The sequence below is a fragment of the Novosphingobium sp. LASN5T genome (genome assembly GCF_003856955.1).
Taxonomy (GTDB): Bacteria; Pseudomonadota; Alphaproteobacteria; order Sphingomonadales; family Sphingomonadaceae; genus Novosphingobium.
Genome location: NZ_RQSI01000008.1, coordinates 35,122 through 62,102, shown reverse-complemented (window position 1 = coordinate 62,102; position 26,981 = coordinate 35,122). Strand labels below are relative to the sequence as shown.

Annotated in this window: 26 protein-coding genes and 1 pseudogene; 9 read left to right on the top strand and 18 right to left on the bottom strand. The window is 65.9% G+C overall.

Annotated elements, in window-relative coordinates; translation table 11 throughout:
• Positions 1 to 96 precede the first annotated feature (96 nt).
• Positions 97 to 1,527 (bottom strand): FAD-binding oxidoreductase, encoded by a 1,431-nt coding sequence (locus EH199_RS07625; RefSeq protein ID WP_124808657.1) that lies wholly within the window; start codon positions 1,525 to 1,527, stop codon positions 97 to 99.
• Positions 1,528 to 1,801: 274 nt separating this feature from the next.
• Between EH199_RS07625 and EH199_RS07620 the strand changes: the two genes are divergently transcribed.
• The 3 genes from EH199_RS07620 to EH199_RS07610 all read left to right on the top strand — a co-directional run bounded on the left by EH199_RS07620 (position 1,802) and on the right by EH199_RS07610 (position 4,616).
• Positions 1,802 to 2,281 (top strand): hypothetical protein, encoded by a 480-nt coding sequence (locus EH199_RS07620; protein ID WP_125955782.1) that lies wholly within the window; start codon positions 1,802 to 1,804, stop codon positions 2,279 to 2,281.
• A gap of 169 nt (positions 2,282 to 2,450) precedes the next feature.
• Positions 2,451 to 3,839 carry a DEAD/DEAH box helicase gene (locus EH199_RS07615; RefSeq protein WP_124808655.1) on the top strand — a complete coding sequence of 463 codons (1,389 nt, stop codon included), beginning with the start codon at positions 2,451 to 2,453 and terminating at the stop codon, positions 3,837 to 3,839.
• A gap of 27 nt (positions 3,840 to 3,866) precedes the next feature.
• Entirely contained in the window at positions 3,867 to 4,616 is a 750-nt protein-coding gene (locus EH199_RS07610; RefSeq protein WP_124808654.1) for a hypothetical protein, read from the top strand.
• 15 nt (positions 4,617 to 4,631) lie between these two features.
• On the opposite strand, the gene EH199_RS07605 is transcribed toward EH199_RS07610, so the two are convergent.
• The gene (locus tag EH199_RS07605) at positions 4,632 to 6,929 is read right to left on the bottom strand and encodes an ATP-dependent helicase (RefSeq protein ID WP_124808740.1); all 2,298 of its coding nucleotides are present in this window, start codon (positions 6,927 to 6,929) and stop codon (positions 4,632 to 4,634) included.
• Positions 6,930 to 7,106: 177 nt separating this feature from the next.
• Here EH199_RS07605 and EH199_RS07600 point away from each other — a divergent pair, with 177 nt between their 5' ends.
• Complete coding sequence (locus EH199_RS07600; protein ID WP_124808653.1) at positions 7,107 to 7,694, top strand: hypothetical protein; 588 nt, start codon at positions 7,107 to 7,109, stop codon at positions 7,692 to 7,694.
• A 114-nt stretch (positions 7,695 to 7,808) separates the two neighbouring features.
• On the opposite strand, the gene EH199_RS24955 is transcribed toward EH199_RS07600, so the two are convergent.
• Positions 7,809 to 8,297, bottom strand: a complete 489-nt coding sequence (locus tag EH199_RS24955; protein ID WP_305036969.1) for a methyl-accepting chemotaxis protein — start codon at positions 8,295 to 8,297, stop codon at positions 7,809 to 7,811.
• A gap of 46 nt (positions 8,298 to 8,343) precedes the next feature.
• Positions 8,344 to 8,481 (bottom strand): annotated as a pseudogene (locus EH199_RS25010) (methyl-accepting chemotaxis protein); the annotation flags it as partial.
• A gap of 948 nt (positions 8,482 to 9,429) precedes the next feature.
• Here EH199_RS25010 and EH199_RS07590 point away from each other — a divergent pair.
• Positions 9,430 to 10,698, top strand: coding sequence for an MFS transporter (locus tag EH199_RS07590; RefSeq protein WP_124808652.1), 1,269 nt, complete (start codon positions 9,430 to 9,432; stop codon positions 10,696 to 10,698).
• An 11-nt stretch (positions 10,699 to 10,709) separates the two neighbouring features.
• Here the strand turns inward: EH199_RS07590 and rsmD are convergent, their stop codons facing one another.
• The 3 genes from rsmD to EH199_RS07575 are packed head-to-tail and all read right to left on the bottom strand — an operon-like array spanning position 10,710 to position 13,337.
• Complete coding sequence (rsmD, locus tag EH199_RS07585; protein WP_124808651.1) at positions 10,710 to 11,255, bottom strand: 16S rRNA (guanine(966)-N(2))-methyltransferase RsmD; 546 nt, start codon at positions 11,253 to 11,255, stop codon at positions 10,710 to 10,712.
• Positions 11,252 to 12,148: a pseudouridine synthase gene (locus tag EH199_RS07580; protein WP_124808650.1), complete on the bottom strand. Its 897-nt coding sequence runs from the start codon at positions 12,146 to 12,148 to the stop codon at positions 11,252 to 11,254. The genes rsmD and EH199_RS07580 overlap by 4 nt, the downstream gene beginning before the upstream one ends.
• A 49-nt stretch (positions 12,149 to 12,197) precedes the next feature.
• Entirely contained in the window at positions 12,198 to 13,337 is a 1,140-nt protein-coding gene (locus EH199_RS07575; protein ID WP_124808649.1) for an aromatic ring-hydroxylating dioxygenase subunit alpha, read from the bottom strand.
• Positions 13,338 to 13,429: 92 nt separating this feature from the next.
• On the opposite strand from EH199_RS07575, the gene EH199_RS07570 reads away from it, so the two are divergent.
• Positions 13,430 to 14,761, top strand: a complete 1,332-nt coding sequence (locus EH199_RS07570) for an MFS transporter (protein ID WP_124808648.1) — start codon at positions 13,430 to 13,432, stop codon at positions 14,759 to 14,761.
• Here the strand turns inward: EH199_RS07570 and EH199_RS07565 are convergent.
• From EH199_RS07565 to trpB, 4 genes are all read right to left on the bottom strand, one after another.
• Entirely contained in the window at positions 14,758 to 16,032 is a 1,275-nt protein-coding gene (locus EH199_RS07565; RefSeq protein ID WP_223806532.1) for a folylpolyglutamate synthase/dihydrofolate synthase family protein, read from the bottom strand. The genes EH199_RS07570 and EH199_RS07565 overlap by 4 nt on opposite strands.
• Positions 16,033 to 16,093: 61 nt before the next feature.
• Positions 16,094 to 16,942, bottom strand: a complete 849-nt coding sequence (gene accD / locus EH199_RS07560; protein ID WP_124808646.1) for an acetyl-CoA carboxylase, carboxyltransferase subunit beta — start codon at positions 16,940 to 16,942, stop codon at positions 16,094 to 16,096.
• A complete protein-coding gene (gene trpA / locus EH199_RS07555) occupies positions 16,939 to 17,739 on the bottom strand; it encodes a tryptophan synthase subunit alpha (protein WP_124808645.1) in 801 nt (266 codons plus the stop codon). Before trpA ends, accD begins: the two co-directional genes overlap by 4 nt.
• The gene (trpB, locus tag EH199_RS07550; RefSeq protein ID WP_124808644.1) at positions 17,736 to 18,962 is read right to left on the bottom strand and encodes a tryptophan synthase subunit beta; all 1,227 of its coding nucleotides are present in this window, start codon (positions 18,960 to 18,962) and stop codon (positions 17,736 to 17,738) included. Before trpB ends, trpA begins: the two co-directional genes overlap by 4 nt.
• Before the next feature lie 110 nt (positions 18,963 to 19,072).
• Between trpB and EH199_RS07545 the strand changes: the two genes are divergently transcribed.
• Both EH199_RS07545 and EH199_RS07540 read left to right on the top strand, forming a co-directional pair.
• Complete coding sequence (locus tag EH199_RS07545) at positions 19,073 to 19,264, top strand: hypothetical protein (protein ID WP_124808643.1); 192 nt, start codon at positions 19,073 to 19,075, stop codon at positions 19,262 to 19,264.
• A 108-nt stretch (positions 19,265 to 19,372) separates the two neighbouring features.
• Positions 19,373 to 19,831, top strand: coding sequence for an outer membrane protein (locus EH199_RS07540; RefSeq protein WP_124808642.1), 459 nt, complete (start codon positions 19,373 to 19,375; stop codon positions 19,829 to 19,831).
• 98 nt (positions 19,832 to 19,929) lie between these two features.
• Here EH199_RS07540 and EH199_RS07535 read toward each other — a convergent pair whose 3' ends face one another.
• The 5 genes from EH199_RS07535 to purB form a co-directional block, all read right to left on the bottom strand.
• Positions 19,930 to 20,574, bottom strand: a complete 645-nt coding sequence (locus tag EH199_RS07535) for a phosphoribosylanthranilate isomerase (protein ID WP_124808641.1) — start codon at positions 20,572 to 20,574, stop codon at positions 19,930 to 19,932.
• Positions 20,575 to 20,618: 44 nt separating this feature from the next.
• Positions 20,619 to 21,389 (bottom strand): SIMPL domain-containing protein, encoded by a 771-nt coding sequence (locus EH199_RS07530; RefSeq protein ID WP_124808640.1) that lies wholly within the window; start codon positions 21,387 to 21,389, stop codon positions 20,619 to 20,621.
• A gap of 185 nt (positions 21,390 to 21,574) precedes the next feature.
• Positions 21,575 to 22,249, bottom strand: coding sequence for an orotidine-5'-phosphate decarboxylase (pyrF, locus tag EH199_RS07525; protein ID WP_124808639.1), 675 nt, complete (start codon positions 22,247 to 22,249; stop codon positions 21,575 to 21,577).
• A gap of 5 nt (positions 22,250 to 22,254) precedes the next feature.
• A complete protein-coding gene (locus tag EH199_RS07520; protein WP_124808638.1) occupies positions 22,255 to 22,569 on the bottom strand; it encodes a DUF1049 domain-containing protein in 315 nt (104 codons plus the stop codon).
• 86 nt (positions 22,570 to 22,655) lie between these two features.
• Positions 22,656 to 23,969 carry an adenylosuccinate lyase gene (purB, locus tag EH199_RS07515; RefSeq protein WP_124808637.1) on the bottom strand — a complete coding sequence of 438 codons (1,314 nt, stop codon included), beginning with the start codon at positions 23,967 to 23,969 and terminating at the stop codon, positions 22,656 to 22,658.
• Positions 23,970 to 24,313: 344 nt separating this feature from the next.
• Here purB and EH199_RS07510 point away from each other — a divergent pair, with 344 nt between their 5' ends.
• On the top strand, positions 24,314 to 25,189 hold the full coding sequence (locus EH199_RS07510; protein ID WP_124808636.1) for an OmpA family protein: 876 nt from the start codon (positions 24,314 to 24,316) through the stop codon (positions 25,187 to 25,189).
• Between the two features lie 84 nt (positions 25,190 to 25,273).
• Here EH199_RS07510 and EH199_RS07505 read toward each other — a convergent pair whose 3' ends face one another.
• Complete coding sequence (locus EH199_RS07505; protein ID WP_223806531.1) at positions 25,274 to 25,942, bottom strand: hypothetical protein; 669 nt, start codon at positions 25,940 to 25,942, stop codon at positions 25,274 to 25,276.
• Complete coding sequence (locus EH199_RS07500) at positions 25,939 to 26,937, bottom strand: sterol desaturase family protein (protein WP_124808635.1); 999 nt, start codon at positions 26,935 to 26,937, stop codon at positions 25,939 to 25,941. The genes EH199_RS07505 and EH199_RS07500 overlap by 4 nt, the downstream gene beginning before the upstream one ends.
• Between the last annotated feature and the right edge of the window lie 44 nt (positions 26,938 to 26,981).

Sequence of the window (26,981 nt, the reverse complement as noted above, 5' to 3'; positions counted from 1 at the left end):
GGGTCCGGCGGGAACAGGGGCTTTAAGCGGTCCATCGGGGCGAGGCAAGGCCGGTAACCACGCATCCACACCCTTGCAGGGCCACGGCGAACCGTTTCAGATCAGCTTGCCGGGATTCATCAGCCCCTGCGGATCGAGCGCCTGCTTTATGGCACGCATCATGTGCAACGCCACCGGATCGCCCAGCCGCTCCAGTTCGTCGCGCTTGAGTTGCCCGATGCCGTGTTCGGCCGAAATCGACCCCTTCCACTGGGTGACGAGATCGTGGACCTGGCGGCTGATCGCCTTGCCATCGCCTGCCTGCCATTCCGCGGCATCGACGCCGGAGGGCGCCAGAACGTGGAAATGGATGTTGCCATCGCCCAGATGGCCAAAGCCCACCGCGCGGGTGCCGGGCCAGGCGGCTTCGATCAGTGGAACGGCCGTTTCGACGAATTCGGGCATTCGCTCCACGGGCACGCTGATGTCGTGTTGGACCGCCGGGCCGATCGCGCGCTCCGCCGGGGCGATCGATTCCCGGATCAGCCACATCTGCTCGGCCTGAGTCTCGCTCGCGGCGATCGTCGCGTCGGTGACCAGCCCCGCCTCGAACGCGCTGATCAGCAGGCGTTCGGCCAGGTCGGGCAGGCCTTCTGCTCGGTCGGCATCGGCAACCAGTTCGATCAGCACATGCCAGGGATGGGGTTCCGCCAGCGGTGCGCGCGCCGTCGGCAGGTAATCTATCACCGCATCGAGGCTGTGCTGCGGCAGTACCTCGAAACCCTCCAGCGCGCCGCCGGCGACGCTTTCGGCGTGCAGCAGCAGGGTACGCGCGACCGGGAGCGATTCCACGCCCGCCCACAGCACCGCGCGCGCCGCAACCGCCGGTTCCAGCTTGAGCGTGGCGGCGGTGACGATGCCAAGCGTGCCTTCCGATCCAATCAGCAGCTGCTTCAGGTCGAAACCGCGATTGTCCTTCTTCAGCGGGGTGAGCGCATCGAACACGGAACCATCGGGCAGCACCGCTTCAAGCCCCAGCACCAGCGCGCGCATCGATCCGTGGCGCAGCACTTGCGTGCCGCCGGCATTGGTGGAGATGAGGCCCCCCACCGTCGCCGAACCCTTGCCGCCCAGCGAAAGCGGAAAGCGCAAGGCTTCCTTTTCGGCCGCTTTGTGCAGCACTTGCAGCACGACGCCCGCTTCGCAGGTAGCGGTGCGGTTTTCGGTGTCGACGGCACGGATGGCGTTCATACGGCGCAGGGTGAGCAACAGCGCGTTGCCGGTCCGGTCGGGCGTTGCCCCGCCAGACATGCCGGAGTTGCCGCCCTGAGGTACGATCGGCACGCCATGCCGGGCGCAAAGCTTGACCAAGGCCGCCACCTCGTCCGTATCGGCGGGCGACGCCATGGCCAGCGCGCGGCCGGTGAAGCGCCCGCGCCAGTCGGTCAGCCACCCGTCCATGGCCTCCTGATCGGCGGTGATGCCCTTGGGACCGAGTAGGGCGGTTGCTTCTTCAAGAAAGGCGGTCGGCGAAAAGGATGTGGACATCCGGCAGCGCTAGGCCGCGCGTCGGGGTGCTGCAATTCAAATCTGCTTGTCATCCGGTCCGGCAATCGGGTTAAGCAGCCGTTCAACAGGACGATGTAACGAAGCTACATTCGCAGCGACACCTGCCGGGGGGTGCGTGTTCGCGTGCGGGATGAGGGATCAGGTTGGCCGTTTTCCTTCCATGATGGTGCTTGCCGCATTTCTAGCGCCGTTCGCGCTGCTGTTTCCCGCCGTGGCGGGAGGAGAGGGCGTTGGCGATCCGTGGCCGACGGCCGTGGCGCCGGAAGGGCCGCCGCTTATCGGCGGATTCGCCGGGGACGGCCGTTTCGGCGGAGGACCGCTAGCGGAGTGGACAGGCGGGTTTCCAGAGGATTCCTGGGATCAGGTCCGTATCGAACAGCGCCTGATTATTCGCATCGCGCCGCGCGCGCCGGGCCGTGATTCGTTCGCGCCGCCTCCACCGCCTCCCGGGCCGATGCGCCTTCGCGAGCGCAAGTCCGCACGTTGCCTGCCCGTGGCCGGGATCGCCGGCGTACAGCGCGATATGGCTGACCGGCTGGTGCTGTTCATGCGCGATCGCCGCATCATCGGCGCCAGCCTCGACAAATCCTGCAACGCGCGCGATTTCTATCTGGGCTTCTATGTGGAGCAGACCGCCGACGGGATGCTTTGTGCCGGGCGCGACACCATTCATTCACGCGCCGGGGCGACCTGCGAGATCAGCCGCATGCGCGAGCTCGTTCCCGAAAACTGATCCCAAAACGCCACCATTGCGAAAATTAAGCCTGAAAGCGTCCGAAGTTCTCGGGTTTCCTTGACTTTGGCCCCGCAATGGTCATAGCGCGCGCTAAGGGAACCGGCGTCATGCGGCGACGGTCGGGGAGGAGTATATCCGGCCCCGCTTCTTTCGGAAATTGTCGCTGATGAAGTTTGCCGATCTCGGCCTGTCTGACGAATTGCTGAAGTCGGTGACGGACGCCGGCTATGACGAGCCGACTCCGATCCAGGCGCAGGCCATCCCCAGCGTGCTGATGATGCGCGACCTGATCGGCATCGCGCAGACGGGCACCGGCAAGACCGCCGGTTTCGTGCTGCCGATGATCGATATCCTCGCCCATGGCCGCCGCCGCGCGCTGATGCCGCGTTCGCTCATCCTGGAGCCGACGCGCGAACTCGCCGCGCAGGTGGCCGAGAATTTCGAGAAGTACGGCAAGAACCACGATCTCAAGATGGCGCTGCTGATCGGCGGTGTGCAGATGGGCGATCAGATCAAGGCCCTGTCCGAAGGCGTGGACGTGCTGATCGCCACCCCCGGCCGGCTGATGGACCTGTTCGAACGCGGCAAGATCCTGCTCACGGGCTGCAACCTGCTGGTGATCGACGAAGCCGACCGGATGCTCGACATGGGCTTCATTCCGGACATCGAGAACATCTGCACCAAGCTGCCGGCGCAGCGGCAGACGCTGCTGTTTTCGGCGACGATGCCGCCGCCGATCAAGAAGCTGGCGGATCGCTTCCTCTCGAACCCCAAGTACATCGAGGTCGCGCGGCCCGCTTCGAACAACGCCAGCATCGCCCAGCACAAGGTGAAGGTCGGCAGCCGGCAGAAGCGCGAAGTGCTGCGCCACCTGCTGCGCAACGACAACGTGACCACCGCGATCATCTTCGCCAACCGCAAGACCACCGTGCGCGAACTCGCCAAGAGCCTCAAGAGCCACGGCTTTGCCGCCGGCGAGATTCATGGCGACATGGACCAGTCCAGCCGCATCGCCGAACTGGATCGCTTCAAGTCGGGCGACATCAACATCCTGTGCGCGTCCGACGTTGCCGCGCGCGGGCTGGACATCAAGGGCGTGAGCCACGTCTTCAACTTCGACACGCCGTGGCATCCGGACGATTACGTCCACCGCATTGGCCGCACCGGCCGCGGCGGAGCCACCGGCCGCGCGTTCACGCTCGTCGCGCCGGAGGATGCCGAAGCGATCGAGAACGTCGAGAAGCTTACCGGCGCTCCGATCCCGGAAATCAAGCTCGATATCGCTGGCGCTCCGGCGGAGGAACGGCCGGCCCGCAAGGCGCGCGAGGAAAGACCCGCAGCGGCCGAAAAGCCGAAGCGCGGCCGCAAGGCCGAACCGCGCGCGTCGGAGGAAGAAGCATCACCCGCCCGCGCCCGCCCGCCTCGGAGCGAAGCGCGGCCCCGCCGCGAGGCGCCGGCGGAACGCGCGCCACGCTATCAGGATGCGGAACCGCCGAGCGAACCGGGCGCGTGGAACGGGCCGATACCGGGATTCCTGAACGTTTCAGCGTTATAGAATTTTGAAGTCTGAGCAGAGTCAGAAATGGAGCTTCTGACTGAACCGTGGGCTCCTGATAGTTGCAGCCTTTGTGGGTCCAGCAAAAACCTTACGGGCGAGCACAAAATTAAAGCGTCTTTGTTAAGACGTCTTTTTGGTCAAGAAGCGATGGTAATGGGCCGTTTTGATGGCAGCGATAAACCACGTTATGCTCAGGGACCAAAGTCCAAAGTATTTCATTTTAAAAGCAATGCTTCTCTTTGCAAAGATTGTAATGGTACGCTAACGCAACCTGCGGATCGTGCGTTCGAGCGGTTTCATTTGTTGGCTTTGGATCACTTCCAGAGTGGTGATGATCCAGATAGTGCATTTCAGCATGCGGACTTTGCTGTAAACAGCTCAGAATATCTGAATCTCTTTCGCTATTTTGCAAAAATTCTAGCCTGCCATATCGCTGAAGATTGCGGACCTCGCCTTACACCTCTTACGCAATTTGCACGTGGTCTTGTGAGACGCAATATTGTTCTGCTTAAGATAAAATATGACGATAATTATGCACGCTTTTCTACGGAATTCGGCATTAATTCCTACGCTGCACATGGCGGACTGCAGGCACTTTTAAATAATTCCGGAAAACGAGTTAAAGGTTTTCAAAGCTCACTTACAATCGGGCCAATCTGCTATACCTTTTGGATTAAATTCGGTTGGCTCGTTGGGCTCCATATGCGCTTGGCGCATCCTGTATTTTGGCGTTTATGCCTAGCCGCTCCTCGGCAGATGCCGGACGGAAACTAACGATCGCGCTTTGGACTACCCCGCCGGCTTGACGAAGCTGTCGATCACGCGCTTGCGGCCGGCGGTTTCGAAATCGATCTCCAGCTTGTTGCCTTCCTGCGCGGCGACGGTGCCGTAGCCGAACTTGTCGTGGAACACGCGTGCGCCCATGGCGATGTCGGCGCGCGGCTTGGCGGCGAAGCTGGCGGCGCTGCGGGTGGCTTCGGGAATGCGGCGGGGGCTGGGGTCATAGCTCTGCGCCGCCGCGCGCTGCCAGCCGGGGCCGCGGCCCACGCCGCGCGACGGTTGCGCGCGCGCGACGTCGGCGAAGGGATCGCTCTGTTCCGACCAGTTCGCGCGCCAAAGCGAGGCGCCGCCGGACAGGGTCGTCTCTTCCTCGATATGCCCTTGCGGCAGTTCGCCGATGAAGCGACTGGGAATCGAGCTGGTCCACTGGCCATAGATGCGGCGGTTGGCGGCATGCAGGATCGTGCAGCGCTTGCGCGCGCGGGTGATGGCGACGTAGGCGAGCCGGCGTTCCTCTTCCAGCGAGGCAAGGCCGCCTTCGTCGAGCGCGCGTTGCGAGGGGAACACGCCTTCCTCCCAGCCCGGCAGGAACACCTGGTCGAACTCCAGCCCCTTGGCGGCATGGATGGTCATCACCGTGACCTTCTCGTCATCGGGCGCGGCTTCGTTGTCCATCACGAGGCTGACGTGTTCGAGGAAATCGCCCAGCGTCTCGTAATCCTCCATCGCGCGGGCGAGTTCGGACAGGTTTTCCAGCCGGCCGTTCGCTTCCGCGCTGCGTTCGGCCTGGAGCGCGGCGGTATAGCCGCTTTCATCGAGGATGGTCCGCGCGAGTTCGGCAGGGACCAGCGTTTTCGAAGCATCGCGCCAGCGCGCGAAATCGCGCATCAGCGCGGTCAGCGTGCCGCGCGCGCGGGCGGGCAGTTCATCGGTATCGAGGATTTCGACCGCCGCCAGCGACAGCGGCACGCCCCGCGCGCGGGCATGGCGGTGGAGCTTTTCCAGCGTCTTGTCGCCCAGCCCACGCTTGGGCGTGTTGTAAATCCGCTCGAACGCGAGGTCGTCCGATGGTGACGCGATCAGGCGCAGGTAGGCCAGCGCATCGCGGATTTCGGCGCGTTCGTAGAAGCGGAAGCCGCCGACGATGCGATAGCCAAGGCCGATCTGGATGAAGCGGTCTTCCAGTTCGCGCGTCTGGAACTGCGCGCGAACGAGGATGGCGATCTGGTTGAGCCCGCAGCCTTCGCGTTCCAGCCGCTCGATCTCGTCGCCCACGCGGCGGGCTTCCTCCGGCCCGTCCCACACGCCCACGACGCGGACCTTGTCGCCGCCGTTCTGTTCGGTCCACAGCGTCTTGCCCAGCCGTTCGGAATTTTCCGCGATCAGTCCGGACGCCGCGCCCAGGATGTGCGGGGTGGAGCGGTAGTTCTGCTCCAGCCGGATCACCTTGGCGCCGGGGAAATCCTTTTCGAAGCGCAGGATGTTGGCCACTTCCGCGCCGCGCCAGGAATAGATCGACTGGTCGTCATCCCCCACCACGCAGATGTTCTTGCGGGCCTGGGCGATCAGCCGCAGCCACAGGTACTGCACCGCGTTGGTATCCTGGTATTCGTCCACCATCACGTATTTGAAGCGCTGCTGGTACTGTTCCAGCACCTCGCGCTCGCGCCGGAACACGTTGAGCATGTGGAGCAGCAGATCGCCGAAGTCGCAGGCGTTGAGCGCCTGGAGCCGCGCCTGATAGAGCGCGTAGAATTTCTGGCCGCGCCCGTTGGCGTAGGCTTCGTTCTCGCCCGCATCGAGATCGGCGGGGTTGAGGCCCCGGTTCTTCCACTTGTCGATCAGCCCCGCCAGCTGGCGGGCGGGCCAGCGCTTTTCGTCCAGCCCTTCCGCCTGGATCAGCTGCTTGAGCAGGCGCAACTGGTCGTCGGTGTCGATGATCGTAAAGTTCGATTGCAGCCCGACGATCTCCGCATGACGGCGCAGCATTTTCGCGGCGATGGCGTGGAACGTGCCCAGCCAGGGCATCCCTTCCACCGCTGGGCCAATCAATTGCCCCACGCGCTCGCGCATTTCGCGCGCGGCCTTGTTGGTGAAGGTGACGCAGAGGATTTCGGACGGCCACGCCCGGCGCGTGCGCAGCAAATATGCCATGCGCGCGGTGAGCGCGGCGGTCTTGCCCGTGCCCGCGCCCGCCAGCATCAGCACGGGGCCTTCGGTGGTCAGCACGGCTTCGCGTTGTGGCGGGTTCAGGCCATCCAGCCAGGCTTCGTTGTCTGCGGGATTCGTAGGGTGGGGAACGGACATCGTGAACAGATAGGGACCAAAACAGGTCGTCGCAACGATCATTCGGCCCGTCGTGCCCGGTTTCCGTCACGGTTCGGCTCGTCGGCGCGAAAGGCACGTTCCGCCGCTTTGGCGGGATCGCAGGCAGGGGCCGTGCGTAGCTTGTTCACAGTACCTGACGACAGCAGGAGATTGAAAATGCGTAAGTTTCTGTGCGTGAGTGCGCTTGCGCTCGCAACCGCCGCCCTGCCTGCCGCCGCGCTTGCGCAGGCCACCACTCCTCCGCCCGCCGATACCACGGCACCCGTTCCCCCCGAAGCGGCGACTCCGGAAGCGGCCACTCCGCCGGCTTCCTCTGCGGACGCTTCGACCGGCACCACCACGTTCAGCCCCAGCGCCGAGCAGAAGGCGCAGTACGATGCATGGCCCGCCGACAAGAAGGCCAAGTACGACGCGTGGCCGGCCAGCCAGCAGGAATATTTCTGGTCGCTTGCGCCCGATCGCCAGGCTGGCTGGTGGGCGCTGAGCGATCAGCAACGGGGCCAGGTCTTCGCCATGACGCCCGATCAGCGTGAACAGGTGTGGCCGACGATCGTGGCCCAAGTGAGCGGCAAGCCGTCGGCTGCGGCGGCTCCCGCCTCCGCGCCACCGGCCGCCACGGCCGATGCCCCGTCGGAAGCGGCACCGCGCGGGAACATGGCTTCGGCTGATGGCGCCGCGGCCAAGGCCTATCCGCTGTGTTCGAAGACGGTGCAGGACAGCTGTCGGAACCGTGGCGGCGTCTGACCTCTGACAGTTGAAGGCCCTTCGGGTCGGGCCTGAAGGAAGGGCGCCGGATCACTCCGGCGCCCTTCGCGCTGCCCGCCCTGCGGCTGCAGCGCCCCGAGTTGATGCCGGATTTCAGAATTCGCTCCAGTCCTGCGTATCGTCGGACCCTTTCAGGGCAAGGTTGCCCTGACTGGGTGCCGGCAGCGCGCGCTCGACGGGCTCCAAGGGTTCAGCGACAGGCGACGGTGGTGCAAGCACGACGATCTCGGCGGACGGAGCCGGCGGCCTCGGTGCTTGCCCGCCCGCCGTGTTGAAGTGCGCCACCAGTGCGGAAAGATTGCCCGCCTGCTGCGCCAGGCTGCGCGATGCGGCAGTGCTTTCTTCGACCATCGCGGCGTTCTGCTGGGTCATGAGGTCGATCTGTGTCACGGTTTCGTTCACGTCGCGCAGCATTTCCGACTGCTGCCGCGCGGATTCGGCGATGGTCTTGGTCAGCTGGCTGACTTCGCCCACGCGCGTCACGATCTGCCCCAGCGCGCGGCCGGTTTCGTCGACCAGCGTCACGCCCTGGTTCACATGATCGCTGCTGTTGGTGATGAGATCCTTGATCTCGCGCGGCATCGGCGGAACGCTGCGCCAGGGCGCGCACTTCGTTGGCGACGACGGCAAAGCCCTTGCCGGCATCGCCCGCGCGCGCGGCTTCCACCCCGGCGTTGAGCGCGAGGAGATTGGTCTGGAAGGCGATGCCATCGATTACGTTGATGATCTGAGTGATTTCCTGCGACGATTTCTGGATCATGGTCATCGCAGCCACCGCCTGTTCCACCACTTCGCCGCCCTGCGTGGCGCCGCGATGGGCATCCGCGATCGACTTGTCGACATCCGCCACGCTGCCGGCGTTCTGTTCGACCAGCATGGTCACGGCGCGCATGGATTCGCTCGCCTTGGCGATCGAGGCGGCCTGTTGCTCGGTGCGCGCGGCCAAGTCGTCCGACGCGGTGCGGATCTGGCCCGAACTGCTGTCGATCGAGATGGCGGAGGTGGCGACGGAGGACAGCGTACCCGCCAGCGCTTCGGCGGCGCGGTTGAAATCGCAGCGGATCTGCTCCTGCGATTCCGGGAAGCCGGTATCGATGCGATAGGACAGATCGGACTGGGCGAGATGCGACAGGGCCTCGGTCATCGCGTTGCTCACCGTGTCACGGGTTGCGGAAGAGGATCGCAAGTCCAGCGCGTTTTCGCGGAATACGCTCATCGCCTTGGTCATCCGGCCGACGCAGTCGGTATGGTCGGTATAGTGAATCGGGCTGTCGAGATCGCCGCGGGCGAGCGCTTCCATGCGGACGACGGTATTGACATAAGGCGTGCAGATGCGATCGCCGCTGACGATCACGGCCGCGGCCGAAAGCGCGACGACGGCGGCCGAGGCGATCAGCGGCAGGATCAGCCCGCCGCCCAGGCCCACCCAGAGCGTCGCCAGCAGGCCGAGAACGGCAAGGCCCGTATGCACGAACAGCAGGGCGCGGAATTTCTCGCGGATGGGAGCCTGCTTCTCGAACCAGTTCAGCATGTTCACGTCGTTACCCTCGGTGCCGGGCCGCGAAGCCTTCGCGCGGCCTGTTCCGCCTCTTTCTAGGGAAAGCGCGCTGTGATTGGCTGAATGCCGGGATACGTGATTTCGCAGAGGCGGCGACGGTCGCGCAGTTCGCCGGATTCTTGACAAGGGCCCACCCCGCGCCGAACGAAGCGGCCCATGACGTCTACCGCGCATCCGATCCGCCAGCACGCCCGCATCCTGACGGCCAGCCTCGTCGGCACGGCGGTCGAGTTCTATGACTTCTACGTCTATGCCACGGCGGCGGCGCTGGTGATCGGGCCGCTGTTCTTTCCGGCGGAATCGGAAGCGGCGCAGAACATGGCCTCGTTCATGACCTTCGGCCTGGCGTTTTTCGCGCGGCCGGTGGGGGCGATCGCGTTCGGCCATTTCGGGGATCGGGCGGGGCGCAAGTCCACGCTGGTCGCCTCGCTGATGCTGATGGGGCTCTCCACGCTGCTGATCGCCTTCCTGCCGACGTATGCCATGGCCGGGCCGATCGCGCCCGCGCTGCTGTGCCTGCTGCGCTTCGGGCAGGGCTTCGGGCTTGGCGGCGAATGGGGCGGGGCCTCGCTGCTGGCCGTGGAGAACGCGCCGAAGGGGTGGGAAGCGCGGTTCGGCTCCGCGCCGCAGCTGGGTGCGCCGCTAGGCTTCCTTGCCGCCAATGGCCTGTTCCTGATCCTGGCGGTGAACCTTTCGGACGCCGATTTCGCGGCATGGGGCTGGCGCATTCCGTTCCTGGCTTCGGCACTGCTGGTGGGGCTGGGCCTGTGGGTGCGGCTGAGGATCGGCGAGACGGCGGCGTTCCGCGCCGCGCTGGAAACCGCGCCGCCGCCGCGCGTGCCGATCGGCCGGCTGTTCGAGGATCATGCCGGCGCGGTGATCGCCGGGATCGCGGGCGTCGTAGCCTGCTTCGCGATCTTCTACCTCGCCACCACGTTCGCCTTGAGCTTCGGCACCAAGACCCTCGGCTATTCGCGCGAGGCGTTCCTGGTGGTGCAGCTTGGCGCCAATACCTTCCTGGCCCTCGGCATCCTGCTCGCCGGCTGGTGGGCGGACCGGACCAGCGCCCGCAACGTGCTGGCCAAGGGCGCGGCGCTGACGGCGGTGATCGGGCTGGTGTTCGGCGCGGGGCTGGGATCAGGCTCGTTGCCGCTGGTGTTCCTGACGCTGGCCGCCGCGCTGCTGGTGATGGGGCTGACCTATGGCCCGCTCGGCGCGTGGTTGCCGACGCTCTATGCCGTGCCGGTGCGCTACACCGGGATATCCGTGGCGTTCAACGTCGGCGGGATCATCGGCGGGGCGATGGCGCCGTTTGCCGCGCAGTACCTCGCGCAGCACGGCGGCACCGCCTACGTCGGGTTGTTCCTGACCGTGGCGGGCAGCCTGACGCTGGCGGGCGTGCTGTTCGGCCGCAAGGCCGGCTGACGCCTGTTCCGTCAGCTCTTGAGGCGCAGCAGGGTGAGCAGCGCCTTGCCCACCTTGCGTTCGGCATCGACTTCGCACGCGCGGATCTGCGGCTGTTCGTTGGCAGCGGTTTCCAGACTGATCCACGTGGCTTCGCCGATCCAGCCGAGCCGCACCAGCCGGTCGATCGCCACCGCACCCGCGCCGGTGCCGTAAGGCGGATCGAGCAGGACCAGGTCGACGGGGTCCTTGACCGGTCCCAGCGTCAGCACCGACGCCGCGCGCACATCGCACTTCGGCTGGGCGTGCAACGCGGCAATATTGGCACGGATCGCGCGGATCGCGGGCGGGGCCTGTTCGACGAAGATCGCCTTCTCCGCGCCGCGTGACAGCGCCTCCAGCCCCAGCGCGCCCGATCCCGCGAAGAGATCGGCCACCGTCAGCCCTTCGAAATTGCCGAGCCGGCTCGTCAGCATCGAGAACAGCGTCTCGCGCGTGCGGTCCGCCGTGGGGCGGGTGGCGTCGCCCTCGGGCGCGCGCAGCGGCCGGCCGCGCCATTCCCCGGCGATGATCCTCATGCCTGCCCCCGGCCGGCGGGCTTCAGCGTCTTGCGGAAGCGCTCGACATCGACCTGGCGGATTTCATCGGCCATGCCGCGCGGAATGTCGGCCAGAGGGAAGGGACCGTACTGGATGCGGATCAGGCGCGATACCTGCAGGCCCAGGTGCTCCAGCACGCGGCGCACTTCGCGGTTCTTGCCTTCGGTCAGCGTCAGTTCGATCCACTGGTTGCGGCCGGTGCGCCGCTCCATGTTGGCGTCGATCGAGCCATAGCGGATGCCCTCGATCTCCACGCCCTCGCTCAGCGCTTCCAGCCGTTCCTGCGTGATGTCGCCGAAGGTGCGGGCGCGGTACGTGCGGGGGACGCCGGTGGACGGCAGTTCCATCGCGCGCTTGAGTTCGCCGTCATTGGTCAGCAGCAGCAGCCCCTCGGTATTGAGGTCGAGCCGGCCGATCGGCATCAGGCGCGGCGTCTCCTTCGGCAGCGCGTTGCGCAGGGCGTTGTAGATCGTCGGCCGTCCTGCCGGATCGCGCTCTGCCGTGATCAGGCCGGCGGGTTTGTGAAAGCGGAACAGGCGGGCCGGCTCCGCGGCCGCCACGGCCTTGCCGTCCACCGTCACGCCTTTCAGGTTCTTCAACACCGTGGCGGGCGTGGTCAGCACTTCGTCGTTCAGCTTCACCCGGCCGTCGGCGATCATCCGTTCGACTTCGCGGCGCGAGGCTATGCCGGCGCGCGCCAGCAGCTTGGCGATGCGTTCGCCTTCGCGCGGCGGGCCATCGGCGGCGGGCGTGGCCGGCGTGCGCGGTGCGGCGGGTTTGCGGGGCGCGGCGGGACGCTCGGGAGCGTCGGGCCTTTTCGGAGCGGCGGGCCGTCCCGGGCGGCCGTTCCGGGGTTTGGGGGGAAGTGTCATGCCCCGCCCTTACGCGCGCTTGGCCCGCGCGTCACCCCGGCTCTTGCGGTCAGAGGCCGGCTTTCGCCATCTGCTCCGCGCAGATCGCGTGGAAGCGTGCGATCCCGGCTTCCAGCGTGCCGAGCGTGATCCGGTCCACGGCGCCGCTGGCAAGGCCCTGCTGGCCGAGTTCCGCCGCGCGGAAATCCTCCGCGCCGAACACCTGGCCGTCGAGCAGCTTCCAGCTTTTTTGCCAGTGTTTCTCCGCCTTCTCGTCGCGCGGCGGTTCGGGGATCAGCATGAAATCCTCGACCAGCGTCTGGTCCACCGCCTGCGGCATGATCGTCATCAGGTTCACGTAGTCCGGGCTGACCACGACCACGGTGGCGGGAAAGAGCTGGTAGGCGAACGTGCCCACAGCGCGCAGTTGCGCCCAGTCGGACAAGTCCACGCCCTCCATCTCCGCCGCGCGGCCGACCAGCGACCGCTTGTGCGGCCCGATCTCGTCGCCCGAGGTGATGCCGTCCTTGAAGAACGGTGCGATCGACGCCGCGTGCAGGCGCAGCACATGGTAGCTTTCCAGGAAGGCGTCCATGATCAGCTTCCAGTTCGACGCCACCCGGTGCGTGCGCCGCGCATACAGATGCTGCCCGGCGAGGCCCACCGCGGCGAAGTCCTCGCCCACGCGCGCGGCGTCGCCGAAATCGGCGTCGGGGGCTGCGGGCGCGAACCAGATCAGGCCGCCGGATTCATGGCTCGGCAGCTCGACCAGGCCGTGCGCCGCCTTGTCGAAGCCGGGGAAGGTATCCGGGCGGGGCAGGGCGAGCAGGCGGCCGTCGGTGGCATAAGTCCACGCGTGATACGGGCAGACCATGCGCTTGCCGCAGTGGACGTCCTGCCCTTCCACCAGTCGCGTGCCCCGGTGGCGGCAGACGTTGAGGAACACCCGGATCGCGCCCTCGCCATCGCGCGCTATCAGCAGCGGCCGGCCGGTGCCATCGTGGGGCACGGCCATGTTGGGTTCGGGCAGCAGCGCCGAAGGGGCCAGCACTTGCGGCATCCGGTCGAACAGTGCCGCCTTCTCGCGCGCGAAATGCGCCGGATCGACATAGGCGGACGCGGGCACATGGGCGATGGCGGAAGCCTGCTGTCCGGCGCCGGCGGCAACCTGATGCGCCAGCGCGAGCTGACCTTCGGTGGGGCGTCCCATGGGGTCCTCTTCCCTATCTTTTGTTGTCGGGGCTAGGCATACCCCGAAAGGCCGCTAGTTTTGCGCGAAATCGGGCAGGGAGCAATCGCCGCATGAATGACGTAGGGGCGCGTGGGAAAACGGGCGAGGGAAGCGGACTGGTGGAGGCGCTAAAGCCCTATGTCGAACGCGAATCGCTGGCGTCGTTCTTCCTCGGCATCTCGTCGGGCTTCCCCTTCGCGATGATCGGCGCGACGCTGACAACGCGGCTGGCGCAGGATCACATCCAGAAGTCCACGATCACCGCGTTCACGCTGGCGTTCCTGGTCTATAACCTCAAGTTCCTGTGGTCGTGGCTGGTCGATGGCGTGCATCTGCCGGTGCTGGGCCGGCTGGGGCAACGGGTTTCCTGGATGATCCTTGCGGGCGCGCTGGTCTTTCTTGCCGTGATCAATCTCGCGCTGGTCGATCCGGCGAAGGATATCGGCGCGACAGTGATTGCCGCCGTTCTCGTCGGCGCGGCGGGCGCGACGTTCGACATCGTGATCGACGCCTTCCGGATCGAGACGCTCAAACCCTACCAGCTGGGCACGGGATCGGGCATGTCGCAATACGGCTGGCGGATCGGCTCGGCCGGTGCTGGCGGGATCGCGCTGTTCGTGGCGGCACGCCACGGCTGGACCGCTGCCTATATCGCCTGCGCGTTTCTCGTCCTGCCGGCGGTGCTGACCGCGCTGCTGATGGGCGAGCCCGCCCGCCATCGCGAGGCGACCCGGCGCAAGGGGCTGGGCGAGGTGTGGGATTCGATCACCGGCCCCTTCGTGGAGTTCTTCCGACGCCACGGCGCGCTGCTGGTGCTGGCGTTCATCCTGGTCCACAAGATCGGCGATACGCTGGCCAACCTGACCTTCCGCCTGCTGTTCGACGACCTTGGCTTCACCAACGATGAAATCGCGCTCTACGACGTGGGACTGGGCTTCTGGGCCTATCTCATCGGCGTGTTCATCGGCGGCGCGGCCTATTCCCGTCTTGGCCTCAAGCGGTCGGTGCTGTTCGCGCTGGTGCTGATGGGCGTATCGAACCTGAGCTTCGCGGCGCTGGCGGCGGCGGGCCATTCCAACCTGGGCATGGCCGGCGCGATCGGCTTCGAGAATATCGCATCCGGGTATGGCGGCGTGGTGGTCGTCGCCTATTTCTCGGCGCTGTGCGATCTGCGGTTCACGGCGGCGCAGTACGCGCTGATTTCCGCCGGCGCGAGCATCGTCGGGCGGTTCGTTACCGGCACGACCGCAGGGGCGATGATCGAGCGGTTCGGCTACGTGAACTTCTACCTGCTCACCACCGTGCTGGCGCTGCCGGGCATCGTGCTGTTCTGGTGGATGAGCCGCACGGGGCTGGTCGACGAAGCCATGGGCACGGCGGGCGAGGAATCGCCAAAAACCTAATCCGGCACTTCCCCGTTCCGCCGCAGCACATCCCCGGCAAGGTAGAGCGAACCCGCGATCAGCACGTCGCCTTCGGGCGGCAGAGCGGCCAGCGCTTCGGCCACGTTCACGAAGCTGCGCGCTGGCAGCGTCGTGAACGGCGCGAAGTCTTCCGGGCGGTGCGCGTCGTGCCCCGGTGCGGGAACGATCGACAGCGACAGCAACCGGTCCGCCAGCGGCGCGATGATCGCCGACGGGTCCTTGTTGGCGAGCATTCCCGTGACGAGATGGATTTTCGGACCGCCGGCGAAGTGGCGGGCGATGGCGAGGCCGGCATCGGGGTTGTGCCCGCCGTCGAGCCATACGGCGCGGTTGCCGGCCAGCGCGGTCAGCGGGCCGGCGCCCAGCCGTTGCAGCCGCGCGGGCCAGCGCGCGGCGGGGATGCCCCGCGCCATCGCTGCGGGCGAAACAGCAACGACGTCCTGATGGCGCAGCATGGCCACGGCGAGCGCGGCGTTGTCCGCCTGGTGGCTGCCGGGCAAGGCGGGCAGCGGCAGGGTGAGCAAGCCGCGCGCATCGCTATAGGCGATTGCATCGCCGATCTCGGCGTTCCAGTCGCGCCCGCGCATCATCACCGGCGCGCCGATCGCTTCCGCCGTATCCAGCACCGATTGCGCCACGGCAGCGGGATAGGCTTGCGTCACCAGCGAAACGCCGGGCTTGGCGATGCTGGCCTTCTCGAACGCGATGCGCGCCAGCGGATCGGTGGGCACGCCGGCTTCGGGCGTCAGCAGGAAGCCTTCGTGGTCCAGCCCCAGCGTCGCGATGCCGCACGCCGCCGCGGTCGGCAGCACGTTGGTGGCGTCGAGCCGCCCGCCCAGCCCGGTTTCGATCACGCAGACGTCGGCCGGGATGCGGTGGAAGGCCAGGAACGTCGCCACCGTGGTCACTTCGAAGAAGCTGGGGGCAAGGTCTTCCGCCGCGTCCAGCACTTCCTGGAGCAGCGCGGCCAGCAGATCGTCGCCGATCAATTTGCCGGCGATGCGGATGCGTTCGTTGTAGCGCACCAGATGCGGCTTGGTGGCGGAATGGACCGTCAGCCCCTGCGCCTCCAGCATGAAGCGCAGATACGTGCAGGTCGATCCCTTGCCGTTGGTGCCGGCCACATGGAATACCGGTGGCAGCGCGATATGCGGGTTGCCGACGCGGGCGAGCAGTTCGCGCGCGGTATCCAGCCCGAACCGGCCCTGCGGCAGCGACAGCGCGCCCAGTCGGTCAAGCTGCGCCTGCACCGCCGCGTTTTCGGAAATGGCGAAGTCGCGCGTCAGAAGTCCCTCCCGCTGGCGCGGAGTGTCACGCGGCTTTTGCGGCCGTGAGGTAGTCGATCACTTGCGCCAGAGTTGCCTTCATGTCGCGGCGGTGGACTACCATGTCGAGCATCCCGTGCGCGTGAAGGTATTCCGCGCGCTGGAAGCCTTCGGGCAGCTTTTCGCGAATGGTATCCTGAATCACGCGCTGGCCGGCAAACCCGATCAGCGCGCCGGGTTCGGCGATCTGCACATCGCCCAGCATGGCATAGCTGGCGGTGACGCCGCCGGTGGTGGGATCGGTCAGCAGCACAACATAAGGCAGGCCCGCCGCGTGAAGTTTGGCGATGGCCACGGTGCTGCGCGGCATCTGCATCAGGCTGAGAATGCCCTCCTGCATCCGCGCGCCGCCAGCGGCGGTCACCGCGATATAGGGACACTTCTCCGCGATCGCGCGCTCGATCCCGGCGATGAAGGCGTTGCCCACGGCCATGCCCATCGATCCGCCCATGAACGCGAATTCCTGCACGCCGACCACGGCCTTGTGCCCGTCGATCGTGCCGGCGGCATTGGTCAGCGCGTCCGGGCGCGGGTTGGCGGCCTTGGCCGCCTTGATGCGATCGGTGTACTTCTTGCTGTCGCGGAACTTCAGCGGGTCTTCCTTCACCTTTGGGGCGGGAAGAAGCTCGAAGCCCGGATCGAGCAACTGGGCGAACCGCGCGTCGGCGCCGATGCGGCCGTGATGGTCGCAATGCGGGCAGACGGAAAGGTTGTCCTCATAGTCCTTGGTGAACAGCATCTCGCTGCACGAGGGACACTTGATCCAGAGGTTGTCGGGCGTGTCCCGCTTCGGTGTGAAGGGCAGGGCGTTGCGAACGCGGTTGAGCCAGCTCATGCGATTTCCTTGCGGGCAGAGTGGACGGCGGCGGCGAGCGCGGCGGTGAGTTCCTTCACCGGCCCCGCCGCGTCCGCGCCATGTTTGGCGACGAGATCGACCAGCGCCGATCCCACGACGACGCCATCGGCCACCCTGGCGATGGCCGCGGCCTGTTCGGGCGTGCGCACCCCGAAGCCGACGGCAACCGGGATCGTGGCCGAAGCCTTGATCCGGGCGACGGCTTCGTCGATCGAGGCCTGCGCCGCCTGCTGCATCCCGGTGATGCCGGCGACCGAGACATAATAGAGAAAGCCCGAAGACCCTTCCAGCACGGCAGGCAGGCGCGCAGCGTCGGTGGTTGGCGTGGCCAGGCGGATCAGCGAAACGCCGGCATTGCGCAGCGCCGGCCCCAGTTCGGGATCTTCCTCTGGCGGAATGTCCACGCAGATCACGCCATCGATGCCCGCGTTCACGCATTCGGCGGCGAACCAGTCGGCCCCGCGCACGGTCATCGGGTTGGCATAGCCCATCAGCACCAGCGGCACCTCGGGATGGCGCGCGCGGAACGCGGCGGCGATGCGCAGGATGTCGGCGGTCCTGGTGCCAGCGCCGAGCGAGCGCAGGTTCGCCAGCTGGATCGCCGGACCATCGGCCATCGGATCGGTGAACGGCATGCCCAGCTCGATCACGTCCGCCCCGCCTTCGACCAGCGCGTCGAGGATGGAGGCGGTGGCGTCCGGCGTCGGATCGCCGCCCGTGACGAAGGTGACGAGGGCGGGCCGGCCCTTGGCGAAGGCGGAGGCGAGGCGGGTCACAGCGACACCCCCAGATGTTCGGCGACGGAGAAGATGTCCTTGTCCCCCCGCCCACACAGGTTGGCGAGGATGATCTGGTCCTTGCCCATCGTCGGCGCGACCTTCTTCACCGCCGCGATGGCGTGGGCGGGTTCGAGCGCCGGGATGATGCCTTCGGTGCGGCAGAGCAGCTGGAAGCCATCGAGCGCTTCCGTGTCCGTCACCGAGGTATAGTCGACGCGGCCGATTTCCTTGAGCCACGCATGTTCCGGCCCGATGCCGGGATAATCGAGGCCCGCCGAAATCGAGTGGCCTTCGGTGATCTGGCCGTCTTCGTCCTGCAGCAGGTAGGTCTTGTTGCCGTGGAGAATGCCGGGGCGCCCGCCCGCGAGCGAGGCGGCATGTTCCTTGTCCAGCCCATGGCCCGCCGCTTCCACGCCCAGCATTCTGACGCCGGTATCGTCGAGGAACGGGTGGAACAGGCCGATCGCGTTCGATCCGCCACCGATGGCGGCGACCAGCAGATCAGGCAGGCGGCCGATGCGGGACAGCATCTGCGCGCGGGCTTCCTTGCCGATCACGCTCTGGAAATCGCGGACGAGTTCCGGATAGGGGTGCGGCCCGGCGGCGGTGCCGATGATGTAGAACGTGTTGTGCACGTTCGCGACCCAGTCGCGCAGCGCTTCGTTCATGGCATCCTTGAGCGTACCCGCGCCGGCCGTGACCGGCACGACTTCCGCGCCCAGCAGCTTCATGCGGAACACGTTCGGCTTCTGCCGCTCCACGTCCGTCGCGCCCATGAAGATCACGCAGGGCAGGCCGAAGCGCGCGCAGACCGTCGCGGTCGCGACGCCGTGCTGGCCTGCGCCGGTTTCGGCGATGATCCGCGTCTTGCCCATGCGCATGGCCAGCAGGATCTGGCCGATGCAGTTGTTGATCTTGTGCGCGCCGGTGTGGTTCAGCTCGTCGCGCTTGAACCAGACTTGCGCGCCGCCCAGTTCCTCGGTCAGCCGGGGCGCGAAATAGAGCGGGCTCGGGCGGCCGACATAGTGTTCGAGCAGGTCGTCGAACTCGGCCTGGAATGCGGGGTCGGCCTTGGCCCTGCGGTATTCCTGTTCGAGATCGAGGATCAGCGGCATCAGCGTTTCGGCAACATAGCGCCCGCCGAACTGGCCGAAATGGCCACGATCGTCGGGCTGGCTGCGAAAGCTGTTGGGGGTGGCCCCTGTCGGTTCTGCGCTCATGCGCCGCGATTGGCAGAGGCCGCGCGGCTTGTCCAGATTCGCGTCCCTCGCGCGTGCGCGTTTCACCACGGGGCAAGGACAGCTCCTGGCCCGTTGTGGATTTGGACGACGTGCGCGTCGGATTGCACGATTTTGTGCTGACGTTCATCTTGCGGAAAGATGCAGTCGCTAGAGAGGCACTGCAACGTCGTGAAGGCGGTCTCGAAAGAGGCCGCCTTTTTATTTTTATATTCGGAAACGATGCTGAAAATATTCGTTACAAGCATACCGGTAAATGTGTGGCAATGATGTCACTTATATGAAGGTTTTGGTTGGATGAATGTTTTCCGTGTTGTGGCATATATGATTGAAAATTAACTGGCTGTTGCCCCCATAAAGCAAAGAAGGGGCGTTCAAGTCAGGAGTTTATTATGCGTATTGTTCTTCTTTCGCTCGCCGCCTCGCTGGTCGCGGCGACGCCGGCCCTTGCCAACGAAGTCCGCGTCGAAACGCGCGCGGGCGTCTACTGGACGGACGGCGCGACGAAGGGCACGGCCGGTGTCGCCGCCGGCTACGATTTCGATCTGGGGCCGGCCGCCTTTTCCGGCCTTGAAGTCTCGGGTGACAAGATTCTCACTTCGGGCACCAAGGTTGCGTGGGGCTTCACCGGCCGCCTGGGCGCCAAGCTCGCCGGCTCGAAGCTTTACGGCACTGGCGGTTACACCACCGAACCGTGCAGCCTGTGCGAAGGATCGTGGCATCTCGGTGCTGGCTATGAGCGCGGCTTCATGGGGAACCTCTATGGCAAGGTGGAATATCGCCACTACTTCGGCCGCAACGGCTTCAACGATGCCAACGCGGTCGTGGCCGGCGTGGGCGTGAAGTTCTGATCGCGTCAGCCACGCGATCCGGCCCCGCCTGAAGGCGTGGCATGGCTTCGGGGCGGCGTTCTTCGGGAAGCCGCCCTTTTTCTGTTTCGGTGGAGCGATCAGCCCGCGCGGGCGGCGTAACAGAACGAGGCGATGCGCTGTTCGTCCTTCACCCCGGGCGCGCTTTCCACGCCGGACGAGACATCGACCATCGGCGCCCCGGTCATGCGGATTGCCTCGGCCACGTTGTCCGGCGACAGTCCGCCGGCAAGGCCCCACGGCAGCGCCCCGCGATAGCCGGCCAGCAGCGTCCAGTCGAACGCCAGCCCCAGTCCGCCGGGCAGGGCCGCGCCTTTGGGCGTCTTGGCATCGAACAGGATGAAGTCGGCCGTGCCGGCATAGGCACCGGCGCGCGCCACATCGGCAGCCGTGGCGACGGACAGCACTTTCCACACCGGCAGGCCGAACCGCGCGCGGATCTGCGCCGCGCGATCGGGCGCTTCGTGGCCATGAAGCTGGATGGCATCGAGCCGTGCCGCCGCGACGGCTTCGGCAAGGAAGGCATCGTCGGTATCGACGAACACGCCGACCCGCGTGACCCTGCCCTGGGCCTGCTCCGCCAGCGCGGGGGCTTGCGCGAAGGCCAGGAAACGCGGCGATGGCGGATAGAAGTTGAACCCGACGTATTCGGCGCGGGCCTTGATCGTGGCGGAGAGCGCTTGCGGCGTCGTGATTCCGCAGATCTTGATGGAAGGGCCGGGCATGGCCGTGCGTTAGGCCATGCCCGGCCGCTTCGTCAAACTGCCGATCAGGGGGCGAGTTCGTAGGTGACGGTAACGCTGGCGCCCACGTCCAGTTCGCCGGCGGCAACCGGGCTGGGCGCGGCCATGGCCATCATCTTGTCGGCGCGGGCATAGAGGACCGGCGCGGGCGGCGACCAGCCGCCGCTTTCGCTGATCGTCAGCACGCGCACCACGCGCAGGCCGGCGGCGCGGGCATAGAGGTCGGCGCGGGCGCGGGCCTTCTTCATCGCGTCGACGCGGGCTTCGTCCGTTGCCGCATCGGCGTTGTCGAGCTGGAACGACGGGCCGTTGACCTGGTTGGCGCCAGCCGCCACCAGCGTATCGATCACCTTGCCGTACTGGTCGATCTTGCGCTGGCGCACGGAAACCTGATTGGTCGCCTGATAGCCGATGATCACCGGTTCCTGCTGCTCGATCGAACCGTCGGGGAGGCGCTTGGGCTGGCCATAGACCGGGTTCACCGAAAGGTTGCTGGTCTGGATGTCGCGGTCGGCAATGCCGGTGCGCTTCAGCGCGGCGATCACCGCGTTCATCTTGGCGGCGTTTTCGCTCAGCGCTTCGCCGGCGGTTTTGCCCTGCGTGGTGACGCCGGCGTTGAACACCGCGAGATCGGGTGTGCGCGTCGTCTTCCCTTCGGCCGAGATGGTCAGCACGCTGTTGCCCGGCGCGACGACCGGCGCGGTGGAAAGCGCGGCCTGCGCCGCCACCGGAGTGGCCATCATCGCCAGCGGCGCGAAAGCGGCCGCCGCAGCGACGGAAAGAAGGGCACGTTTCATGGGGGCGGTCTCCTGTTGCACTCTGTTGCGCGATCTGGACGAAGCGACGTTACGGCGTGATGAACCGTTGCAACGGAAACCGTTCAGATTGGTGAATCGTTCCGGGATCCGATTCCACCCCCGTTCCCAAAGCCCGCTATGGCTGGGATAGCCGCCATTGCCCCCGCCGCACTCGACTGCGCAACCTAGAGCGTGGCCTCGATCGCGCGTGCGGCCATTACCGGGTCTTCGGCGCGGCTGATCGGGCGTCCGATCACCAGCACGCTGGCGCCAGCATCGCGTGCCTGGCGCGGGGTAACGGCGCGCTTCTGGTCGCCCAGGTGGCCATCGGCGGGGCGCAGGCCGGGCACGACGAAGAAGCCGTTCTTCCAGCGCTTGTGCACGGCGGCGACCTCGTGCCCGGAACAGACGATGCCGTCGATGCCCGCTTCCTGCGCCAGATCGGCCAGGCGCAGCACCTGATCGTGCGCCGATCCGCCCACGCCCACGCGGGCCAGATCGCTGTCGTCGAGGCTGGTGAGGACGGTGACGGCCACGACCTTGCAGTTTTCGCCGGCGGCGGCCTTGGCGTCTTCCATCATCGCCCGCCCGCCCGAGGCATGGACGGTGACGATCGCGGGTTCGAGAACGTGGATGGACTGCATCGCGCCGGCCACGGTGTTGGGAATATCGTGCAGCTTGAGATCAAGGAAGAGCGGCAGGCCGATCCGGGCCACTTCATGCACCCCGTGATGCCCGTGCGCGCAGAAGAATTCGAGGCCCAGCTTCAGTCCGCCGACATGGCCCCGCACCTTTTGCGCAAGGGCGATCGCGGCATCGAGGCGGGGCAGGTCGAGGGCGAGGTAGATCGGATTGCTCACGGGGGTCACGCTCTTGAACTATCGGGGGTGGACGCGGCTTCGAGCTGCGTGGAGGTCGCCAGAGGCGGCGAGGGATTTTGCGCGGCAAGCAGGGATTCGAGGTTGGTGATGCGCCGCCCCAACCGCCAGCGCGTAGCACGGTACAAGGCCCACATCGGCACCAGACCCAGCAGGAAGGCGGAGATCACCAGCGCGGGCAGGCGTGTTTCCAGCACCAGCCCTTCCCAGATGCGCACTTCCACCGGTTGCCAGTTGGCGACGGAAAACAGACCTAGCACCACGACGACCGCGGTCCAGAAGATCGTGCGAACAATCCGCATTGCCTTTGTTCCCCCGGACATCCGGCCGTCTGGCCGCCTTGCTCAACAGGCCGTAACCCGCTTTTCCCTTTCGCGCGAGTCTCCGCTTATTCGCCGAACACCCGTGCGAAGATCGTGTCGATTGCCTTGAAGTGGTAATCGAGGTTGAACTTCTCTTCCAGTTCCCGCGCCGGGAGGGCGGCGGTCACTTCAGGATCGGCCTTCAGCAGTTCGAGCAGCGAAAGCTGACCGTCCGATTCCCACACCTTCATCGCGTTGCGCTGGACCAGACGGTAGGCGTTGTCGCGGGTGACACCCGCTTGCGTCAGCGCCAGCAGAACCCGCTGGGAATGGACCAGTCCGCCCATCCGGTCGAGGTTCTTCTGCATCCGCTCCGGATAGACCACCAGCTTGTCGACCACGCTGGTCAGCCGCGCCAGCGCGAAATCGAGCGTGATCGTGGCATCGGGGCCGATGAAGCGTTCGACCGAGGAGTGCGAAATGTCGCGCTCGTGCCACAGCGCCACGTTCTCCAGCGCGGGCGTGACGGCCGAACGGACCATGCGGGCAAGGCCGGTCAGGTTCTCGGTCAGTACGGGGTTGCGCTTGTGCGGCATGGCCGACGAGCCCTTCTGGCCCGGCGAGAAGTATTCCTCCGCTTCCAGCACTTCGGTCCGCTGCAGGTGGCGGACCTCCACGGCGAGCCGCTCGATCGACGAGGCGATCACGCCCAGCGTGGCGAAGAACATCGCGTGGCGATCGCGCGGGATGACCTGGGTCGATACCGGCTCTACCGCAAGGCCTAGCTGGTCGGCGACGTATTCCTCCACCGAGGGATCGATGTTCGCGAACGTGCCGACCGCTCCGGAGATGGCGCAGGTGGCCACTTCGGCGCGTGCGTTGACCAGGCGCGTGCGGCAACGGCTGAATTCGGCGTAGGCTTCGGCCAGCTTCTTGCCGAACGTGGTCGGTTCGGCGTGGATGCCGTGGCTGCGGCCGATGGTGGGCGTGTACTTGTGCTCATAGGCGCGGCGCTTGATCGCGGCGAGCAGCGCGTCGATGTCTTCCAGCAGGATGTCGGCCGCGCGGGCGAGCTGGACGGCTAGTGTGGTATCAAGCACGTCCGAGCTGGTCATGCCCTGGTGCATGAAACGGGCCTCGGGGCCGACCTGCTGGGCCACCCAGTCGAGGAAGGCGATCACGTCATGCTTGGTCACGGCCTCGATCGCGTCGATCGCGGCCACGTCGATGGCGGGGCTGGTCGCCCACCAGTCCCACAGCGCCTTTGCGCCGCTGGCCGGAACCACGCCCAGTTCGCCCAGCTTCTCGGTGGCGTGAGCCTCGATCTCGAACCAGATGCGGTAGCGGGCTTCGGGTTCCCAGATCGCAGTCATCGCGGGGCGGGCGTAGCGGGGTACCATGTTCGACTCCGTCAGATACGTTTGGCCACGCCGCTAGGAGGAGGGGGCGCGGATGGCAAGGGGCGGGCGCGATTGTTGGGATCAGGCGGCATTTTCCCTGGTATCGAGACGGCGAAGCGTGGTGCGAGAGACGTGGCACCTGAGCGGGCGAAAATGCGCGAAAGCTAACATGAGTGAGCCGATTTTGCGGAAAAAGCGCCCGCTCCATGCAATTCATCGCATAAAACGCCCGGTACATGCCCATGCCCAAGGTTCCGGCCGGAACCTTGCACAACAGGAAATGTTCACATCGGCGCTTTAGCAGTTTTCATGTTGGCAGGTTTCAGGTTTGAAGGAGTTGCTTGATGCGTGTTGTTTCCAAGAAGACCGGCGCGTTCGCGCTGTTGGCCGTGGCGGCCTTGCCGGTGCCCGGCGTCGTATCCGCGCAGCCGCAGGAGACGCCCGATTCCGGGATCACGGGCAGCGTAACCGATACCACTCCGGCTGCACCGGCGACCAAGGGGCCGGATATCGAAGGCATTATTTCGGCGCGCAAGGGTGACAGGATGCAGGTCACGTCCGCCGATGGCACCAAGTCGGTTGTCGCCATCAACGACGCAACGCGCATTCGCGCCAGCGGCGGCTTCCTCAGCATGAACCGCAGCACCCTGGCCGCAACCTCGCTGCTCAACGGCCTGCCTGTTTCGGTGAAGACGCTGCAATCGGGCGGCGAACTCGTGGCCAGCCAGATCGACCTGAAGAGCAAGGATCTCAAGGTCGCGTCGATGATCCACAACGGCACCGACCAGCGCTTTACCGAACAGGCCGCCGCAACCGAGGCGCTGCGCAGCCGCATGGCGGACATCGACCAGTACAACGTGAAGAGCACGACGAACGTGAACTTCGATACCGGAAAGGCGGTCCTGTCAGATCAGGCCAAGGCCGATCTGTGCTCGGCGGCGTCCTCGGCCGAAGGCATGGACAACGCGCTGCTGCTGGTGGTGGGCTACACGGACTCGACGGGCAGCCAGGAACTGAACCAGCGCCTCAGCGAAAAGCGGGCCGGCAACGTGGTGAACTATCTTCAGCAGGTCTGCCACTGGAAGCCCTATCGGATGCTGACCCCCACCGGCATGGCGGAAGCCGATCCGGCCGCCAGCAACGATACCATCGAGGGCAAGGCGCAGAACCGCCGCGTGGCGGTGAACGTTCTGGTCAGCAAGGGCCTCGACGGCATGTAAGCAGGCAGCGGGCCGGGGTGCGCGCGTCGTCGTTCATCCCGGCCCTGGCCTTGGCATCATGATCTTCGCATTGGAGCGGGCAATCTACGCCTGCAACAGGCGCTTTCGGAAAAGCCGCTTGACCAGCCAGTCTTCCAGGATGCGGCCGCCGACATAGAGCGCGGCGAAAATGCCGGCAAAGACATAGGCCGGGGTCGGGGTAGGCTTTCTATTGCGCTTGCCGCCCTCCGCTCCATTCTTGCCGGGCTTTTCCGGCTCGGGGGCGCCGAGCGCCTTGTCGATCGGATGCATTGGCGGAGCGTCCGCCTTCTTGGCATCGGGCTTCTTGGCCGCCGCTTCCGCCGCCGGCTTCTGGTACGCGTTGACGAGGATAGTCAACTGCGCAAAGCCGAGAAACAGCAGCGGCGCCAGGAAGCAGGCCAGCAGGGCGCGGCTGACCAGATGATAGCGCAGTCTGCCTTCTGGCGCGGTCCCTTCAACGCGCAGAACCCCGCGTTCGAATACGGACAGCGGGTCTTGCGATGCAGGATTCTTCTTGGTGAAGCTGAGCGCTGCGTCGGAGCGGACGTGCGCCGTGCCCACTTCGTCGAACACGGGTTCGATCCGGTCCAGCGCCTCACCGGCAGTCTGGCCGTCGGGCAGCGGCACGCTGCCGCGCACGTGCCAAATCCAGTCGATATAGCGCAGATTCACGCGTGGGCCTTCGGGGATGACGGTTTCGTGCCAGATCGGCTGGGCGGTCATTCCGGTCATTCGGCTGGCACCGCGCTTTCGGGCGTGTCGAACCGGCCGCGCCCGAACTTCGCCTTCAGCGTCTTCCAGGCTTCCGTGAACGGATAGTGCATCTGTTCGACGATCGACATCCGGCGGCCGCCCTCCATGCCCAGCAGTTCCGCTTCACCGTCGACGCAGGTGCCGAAGATGCGATCGATGAAGATCCAGGTGCCCGAATAGTTGCTGCGGCTCGCTTCGTAGTCGCGCGAGTGGTGCAGGCTGTGGTGCTCGGTGGTGTTGAAGATGAAGCGCCACCAGGCGGGCGTGTTGAAGCGCACGTTGATGTGCTGGTAGGTGCTGACCGCCATGCCGAACGTGCCGGCGAGAAGGAAGGCGCGCGGCAGGAAATCGAAGAACCCGCCCACGCCCAGGCCGATCAGGAACAGCTCCACCGGGTTGCCGACCGCGCCCTTGTTGATGTTCAGCTGCGTAATGTAGTGATGCGGGGCGTGGGTCAGCCACAGCGGATACCAGTTATGCATCCCGCGATGCATCCAGTATTGCCCGAAATCGAACAGAAACGAGATCAGGAACGCCTGCACCAGCAGGGGCAGTCCGACGAACCACGTGAACTTGTCCCAGTGGAACGCGTGCTGGATGCCCTTGGCCATCACGTCGCTGCCGATGTAGCTGTCGACGATGCGCAGGATGGTGTAGCCCAGCCCGACGTAGAACAAGTCGGTGGTGAGTTCCTTCCAGGTGAGCTGCCAGCTGCGGTAGCGCGGGTTCACCCATTCCAGCCCCAGCAGCAGCACCTTGAAGCCGATTCCGATGCCGATGGCGGTCGATGCCTTGGCGATGGAATTGGGCGCGTAGTACCAGAACGCCAGCAGCGCGAGCAGCATGGCAGGCTGAAACCAGGTGAAGATGAACTGCTTTGCCGGACCTCCCTCCACGCGGGGGATGTTTTCCCAGCCGATGGTTACCGGAGAGTCCGCTCCGATGATCCTTTTGCCTACCCGAATTCCGTTCATCTTGTCCCCGCGATACAAAGTATCCGGTTCAAAATGACCGAATT

What these genes read in the sequence shown, in the direction of transcription:
- accD (WP_124808646.1), bottom strand. Translation starts at nt 16,942, where the DNA reads ATGAGCTGGCTCAACCGCGTTCGCAACGCCCTGCCCTTCACACCGAAG.
- EH199_RS07530 (WP_124808640.1), bottom strand. Translation starts at nt 21,389, where the DNA reads ATGAAACGTGCCCTTCTTTCCGTCGCTGCGGCGGCCGCTTTCGCGCCG.
- rsmD (WP_124808651.1), bottom strand. Translation starts at nt 11,255, where the DNA reads ATGAGGATCATCGCCGGGGAATGGCGCGGCCGGCCGCTGCGCGCGCCC.
- EH199_RS07605 (WP_124808740.1), bottom strand. Translation starts at nt 6,929, where the DNA reads ATGTCCGTTCCCCACCCTACGAATCCCGCAGACAACGAAGCCTGGCTG.
- EH199_RS07615 (WP_124808655.1), top strand. Translation starts at nt 2,451, where the DNA reads ATGAAGTTTGCCGATCTCGGCCTGTCTGACGAATTGCTGAAGTCGGTG.
- EH199_RS07575 (WP_124808649.1), bottom strand. Translation starts at nt 13,337, where the DNA reads ATGGGACGCCCCACCGAAGGTCAGCTCGCGCTGGCGCATCAGGTTGCC.
- EH199_RS07520 (WP_124808638.1), bottom strand. Translation starts at nt 22,569, where the DNA reads ATGCGGATTGTTCGCACGATCTTCTGGACCGCGGTCGTCGTGGTGCTA.
- EH199_RS07600 (WP_124808653.1), top strand. Translation starts at nt 7,107, where the DNA reads ATGCGTAAGTTTCTGTGCGTGAGTGCGCTTGCGCTCGCAACCGCCGCC.
- EH199_RS07590 (WP_124808652.1), top strand. Translation starts at nt 9,430, where the DNA reads ATGACGTCTACCGCGCATCCGATCCGCCAGCACGCCCGCATCCTGACG.
- EH199_RS07625 (WP_124808657.1), bottom strand. Translation starts at nt 1,527, where the DNA reads ATGTCCACATCCTTTTCGCCGACCGCCTTTCTTGAAGAAGCAACCGCC.
- EH199_RS07580 (WP_124808650.1), bottom strand. Translation starts at nt 12,148, where the DNA reads ATGACACTTCCCCCCAAACCCCGGAACGGCCGCCCGGGACGGCCCGCC.
- EH199_RS07500 (WP_124808635.1), bottom strand. Translation starts at nt 26,937, where the DNA reads ATGAACGGAATTCGGGTAGGCAAAAGGATCATCGGAGCGGACTCTCCG.
- trpB (WP_124808644.1), bottom strand. Translation starts at nt 18,962, where the DNA reads ATGAGCGCAGAACCGACAGGGGCCACCCCCAACAGCTTTCGCAGCCAG.
- EH199_RS24955 (WP_305036969.1), bottom strand. Translation starts at nt 8,297, where the DNA reads ATGCCGCGCGAGATCAAGGATCTCATCACCAACAGCAGCGATCATGTG.
- EH199_RS07510 (WP_124808636.1), top strand. Translation starts at nt 24,314, where the DNA reads ATGCGTGTTGTTTCCAAGAAGACCGGCGCGTTCGCGCTGTTGGCCGTG.
- purB (WP_124808637.1), bottom strand. Translation starts at nt 23,969, where the DNA reads ATGGTACCCCGCTACGCCCGCCCCGCGATGACTGCGATCTGGGAACCC.
- EH199_RS07535 (WP_124808641.1), bottom strand. Translation starts at nt 20,574, where the DNA reads ATGCCCGGCCCTTCCATCAAGATCTGCGGAATCACGACGCCGCAAGCG.
- EH199_RS07570 (WP_124808648.1), top strand. Translation starts at nt 13,430, where the DNA reads ATGAATGACGTAGGGGCGCGTGGGAAAACGGGCGAGGGAAGCGGACTG.
- EH199_RS07505 (WP_223806531.1), bottom strand. Translation starts at nt 25,942, where the DNA reads ATGACCGGAATGACCGCCCAGCCGATCTGGCACGAAACCGTCATCCCC.
- EH199_RS07610 (WP_124808654.1), top strand. Translation starts at nt 3,867, where the DNA reads ATGGAGCTTCTGACTGAACCGTGGGCTCCTGATAGTTGCAGCCTTTGT.
- EH199_RS07540 (WP_124808642.1), top strand. Translation starts at nt 19,373, where the DNA reads ATGCGTATTGTTCTTCTTTCGCTCGCCGCCTCGCTGGTCGCGGCGACG.